We start from the raw sequence: 3,842 nt of genomic DNA on the forward strand, positions 1-3,842 counted from the left end.
GCGTCGCCGCCCAGCCGCCATGCACGCTGCCCAGCGGGTTGAGATGGCGCTCGCTCGGCATGCCACGAAAGACAGCGCGCCCTTCCGAGACTTCGGTGAGAGTGAAATTCAGCTGAAAGGAAATCGGCGGCGCCGGATACTTGCCGTCGACGATGCGCTGCAGCAATTCCAGACCGGTGTATTTCAGGATATCGGCGTGCGGAATGGTGCCGAGCCCGAGCGGTGAGACCCGGCCAGGATAAAGTTCGACCTCGCTCATGTGATGATTTCTCTGGTTGCGTCCTCGCCAGCTATGGCCTTGCCGCGCGCGTGATGTTTGCGCAAGGCGGCGAGGAAGCCGGTACGAGCGTCCGGCGGCTCGATGCCGCGCGGCTCATAGACATGGCGGTTGAAGAAGAAGCCGGTGAGCCGGAAGGCGTCGTCGACATCAGCCGCATCGGCGCGCAGGCCGGAGCCGCGCTGTAGGAAGGCCGGCAGAGCCAGCATCTTGTCGCGCCATGGCAAACCGGCTTCGCGCGATACCGCGCGTCCCGACTTCGGCGAGACATAGGCCAGGTCCTGTCGCGTGCCGGTGGCGGCACATCGACTGAGATCGAGGCCGAAGCCGAGTTCGTCCAGCACCAGAAGCTCGAAGCGCGCCACCAGTTCTCCGGCAACGTCGGCGTCGTCGAGATGGACGATCATCACGGCAAGCGTTTCGTAGAGACCTTCATGCGCGTCGCGCTCGGGCAGCAGGCGCAGATGCGCGGCCATGGTCTGCAAGCCGTAGACGGCGACGGCGCTGTCCATCAACCGGGCAGCATTCATCTCGATCGCTTCGGCCTGGAACGTGCCGAGATGTTCATCAAGGCGCGCACGCCACAACAGGTCGACGCGATTGCCGGGCTGGAGGACGGGCTGCTGTTTGCGCGAACGGCCGCCGCGAACAAGGCCGAGATGACGGCCATGCGCTCGCGTCAGCACCTCGAGAATGGCGCTGGTTTCGCCATGCTTGCGGGTGCCGAGAATGATTCCCTCGTCGCGCCATTCCATTTCAGGAGCTTTTCACCGATCGGGTGGCGAAATCAAGGTATGGGCTTGGCTCCTGGGTAACTCTCACACCAATGCATAAAAAACCGCCCGCAGCGATGTGCTGCGGGCGGGCTGGTGAGGTCAGTCGATCTGCTAGAAATTGCGCTGGAAGCGGACGATGCCGCCGACGCTGCTCTTCTTGTCGGCCTTGGTCCAGTTGTTGAAGTCGAAGTCGTCGAATTTTCCTGCATTGAGGTAATCGACTTCAGTCGTGACCGTAAAGCCGGGCACAATGGTATAGGCAACGTTGGCAGCGACGCCGAGGTTCTTCCAGTCGTCATAGGAAATCTGGGCGTTGAACGAGGTCTTCTCGTTGAACTTGTAGGTGCCGCCACCCCAGACTGCCCAGTTACCGCCCCACGGCTTGTATTGGGTACGGCCTGTGCCGAAGTCGTTGATGTTGTCGTTGGTGCCGTAGCCGCCCATGACGAACAGCGTCAGTTCCTTGCTGACGTTGACGTCCAAACGGACCTTGCCGGCCACTTCCTCATAGTTGCTGTCATAGGCCACGACGCCAGTGATCGCACCCCAGTCGCCCTTGTACTTCAAGCCGCCGACGACATGCGGAACATAGCTGTCGATGGTGTTGACGGCGGTGCCTTCCTCAAGCGAGACCACGCCCGTGAAGCCGCTGCCAGCGTCGAAGTAATAGCTGATGAGATTGGTATCCTTGACACCATACGGGATGAGCGTGTCCTGGATGACATTGCCGGCATAACCGATGAACTGGTCGTATACCGTTTCATCCTTACCGACGCGCAGACCACCGAGCTGGATCCAGGCGAAATTGAGGGTGGTGGTCTTGTTGCCGGCCTGCCAGCCGGTGCCGTCGCCTGTATAGTCGCCGGAGGAGTTGCCGAACTGGAAGCGAGTTTCGGTAAAGGTCTTCAACGTGCCGAGTTCGGTTTCCTGGCCGGTATAAGTCCTCAGCGTGAAGCGCATGTTCTTGTAATAGGTGTCGTGCCTATCGCCGTCCATGTGATCGGCAACGTTGTTGGCGCCATCGAGCGAGCCGGAATCGCCGACGCCCATGTCGTAGCGGAGATAACCGCCGATGCGCAGGCAGGTCTCGGTGCCCGGAATATAGAAGTAGCCGGCGCCGTAGACGTCGCAAATCTTGACGTATTCGGCCGGTTCCGGTTCGGCGACGACGACAGCGTCGGCGGCGCGCGCGCCGCTGACCGCGATCAGGGCCGCGGCTGAGCCGAGAAGGAGGCTCTTGATGTTCATTTTCTGACCTCTCCAGTCATAGTTATAAATGGCTTCGGATTTGTGGCTGGCGGCAATGTTTTCCCGCCTCACCCCCACAACGAAAAAGGCTCACACCGCTCGCCCTTTTCAGCGGCGAACATACCCATCGATCATCTGCCTTCAATGACGATTTCCGAAATAATGCCAATTCCGTGAACAGATTAATGCTGTGTTGCACAAATAACACTTTCCGTGACGGCGAATGGCACAAGTGGCACAACGTCACATATTGAATATATATATGGGATACTTTCGCGGCCAAATATAATTCAACGTTTTATATTTCTAAAAATACCGCACAATGTGGAATATCTACCTGGTTTTCGCCGACATCGACCTGAATCTTGCCGACCCCTCTATCGCCAGGTGACGCCCATTCGCCAATCTCACTCTGATGCCGAGGCGAAAAGCGGGATGACGCTTCCAAGCCTGTCTGCTTCTTCCAAGACGATCGAAACCCTGGAGCGCTGTGGCGTCCCCGATTGTGACAGCAGCCAACCGTTCAAAAACGATTCCTCCGTGACGCCTCTCAGTCGACCTTGGCGACACGGGCGACGTGGTCGTCCGCCTCGATCAGGCGGATTGGCACTCCCGGGAAGCATGCGTCGGTCGGAATGTCCCTGGTCGCGCCATGCGACGGCGGATGTTTGGCGACGGGACTGGGTTTTGGTTGGCTAGAGCGGCTTATCGTTCGGCGCTTCACGCTCGCGCGCGCGGTCGGCAAGGACTTCATCGATCACGTGACAGGATTTCTCAACCTCAACAGGGTTGGCGTCGATCTGTCCAGCGACCGTGATCAGCGCCTTCCAAAGCGTCCAGCCACGACCGCGCGCCCACATCGCCCCGTCGGCCGGAAGGCCGGCACGAAACGCCTCCCGGCTTTTGCCTTCAAACAGCGTCCACGCAATCGCCAGATCGCAGGCGGGATCGCCGACGCCGGAGGTTCCGAAGTCGATCACCGCGCTCAATCGGCCTTGCCTGACCAACAGGTTTCCCCAACTGACGTCACCGTGGAACCAGACCGGCGCACCGTGCCATTGTGCGGCAAGTGCTGCCTCCCACACCGCACTGGCTGCGGCCGTGTCGATCTTGCCTTCGAGGGCGGCAATCGCTTGCCGGGCCTCGCCATCGTAGACGCTGAGTGCTCCGCCGCGAAAGAAATTGTGCTGTCCCGGCGCCGGTCCACCGGTGGCATCGATACGCTGAAGGGCGACCAGGAACGCGGCCAGGTCGGTCGCAAATTGCGGCAGGCTGGCAATCCGCTCGCGCTCTGCCGTCTCGCCTTCGATCCAGCGGTAGACGGACCAGTGCCAGGGATAGCTTTCGGCCGGAACTCCCATCGCCAGCGGCACCGGGATCGGCAGCGGCAGCAGAGGTGCGAGCCTCGGCAGCCAGCGATGCTCCTTTTCCACCTGCAGGGAATAGGCCGCGGCGCTTGGCAGTCGCACGGTCATCTCGCCGCCCAGATGAAAGGTCCTGTTGTCCCATCCGCCTGATGCAACCGGCCTGACCGGAAGATC

General features: G+C 60.5%; 4 protein-coding genes. All 4 read right to left on the reverse strand.

The window, feature by feature from the left end:
• A partial coding sequence (locus tag EN991_RS26855; RefSeq protein WP_164769387.1) for a PaaI family thioesterase occupies positions 1-259 on the reverse strand: 259 nt, incomplete at its 3' end.
• Positions 256-1,032, reverse strand: a complete 777-nt coding sequence (recO, locus tag EN991_RS26860) for a DNA repair protein RecO (protein ID WP_127369896.1) — start codon at positions 1,030-1,032, stop codon at positions 256-258. The genes recO and EN991_RS26855, both read right to left, overlap by 4 nt.
• Positions 1,033-1,164: 132 nt before the next feature.
• Positions 1,165-2,301: a porin gene (locus tag EN991_RS26865; RefSeq protein ID WP_024503065.1), complete on the reverse strand. Its 1,137-nt coding sequence runs from the start codon at positions 2,299-2,301 to the stop codon at positions 1,165-1,167.
• Positions 2,302-2,996: 695 nt separating this feature from the next.
• Positions 2,997-3,842: aminoglycoside phosphotransferase family protein (locus tag EN991_RS26870; protein ID WP_164769388.1), on the reverse strand; the 846-nt coding region annotated here is incomplete at its 5' end.

Origin of the sequence: Mesorhizobium sp. M7A.F.Ca.US.005.03.2.1 (assembly GCF_003997795.1) — a bacterium.
GTDB lineage: Bacteria > Pseudomonadota > Alphaproteobacteria > Rhizobiales > Rhizobiaceae > Mesorhizobium > Mesorhizobium ciceri.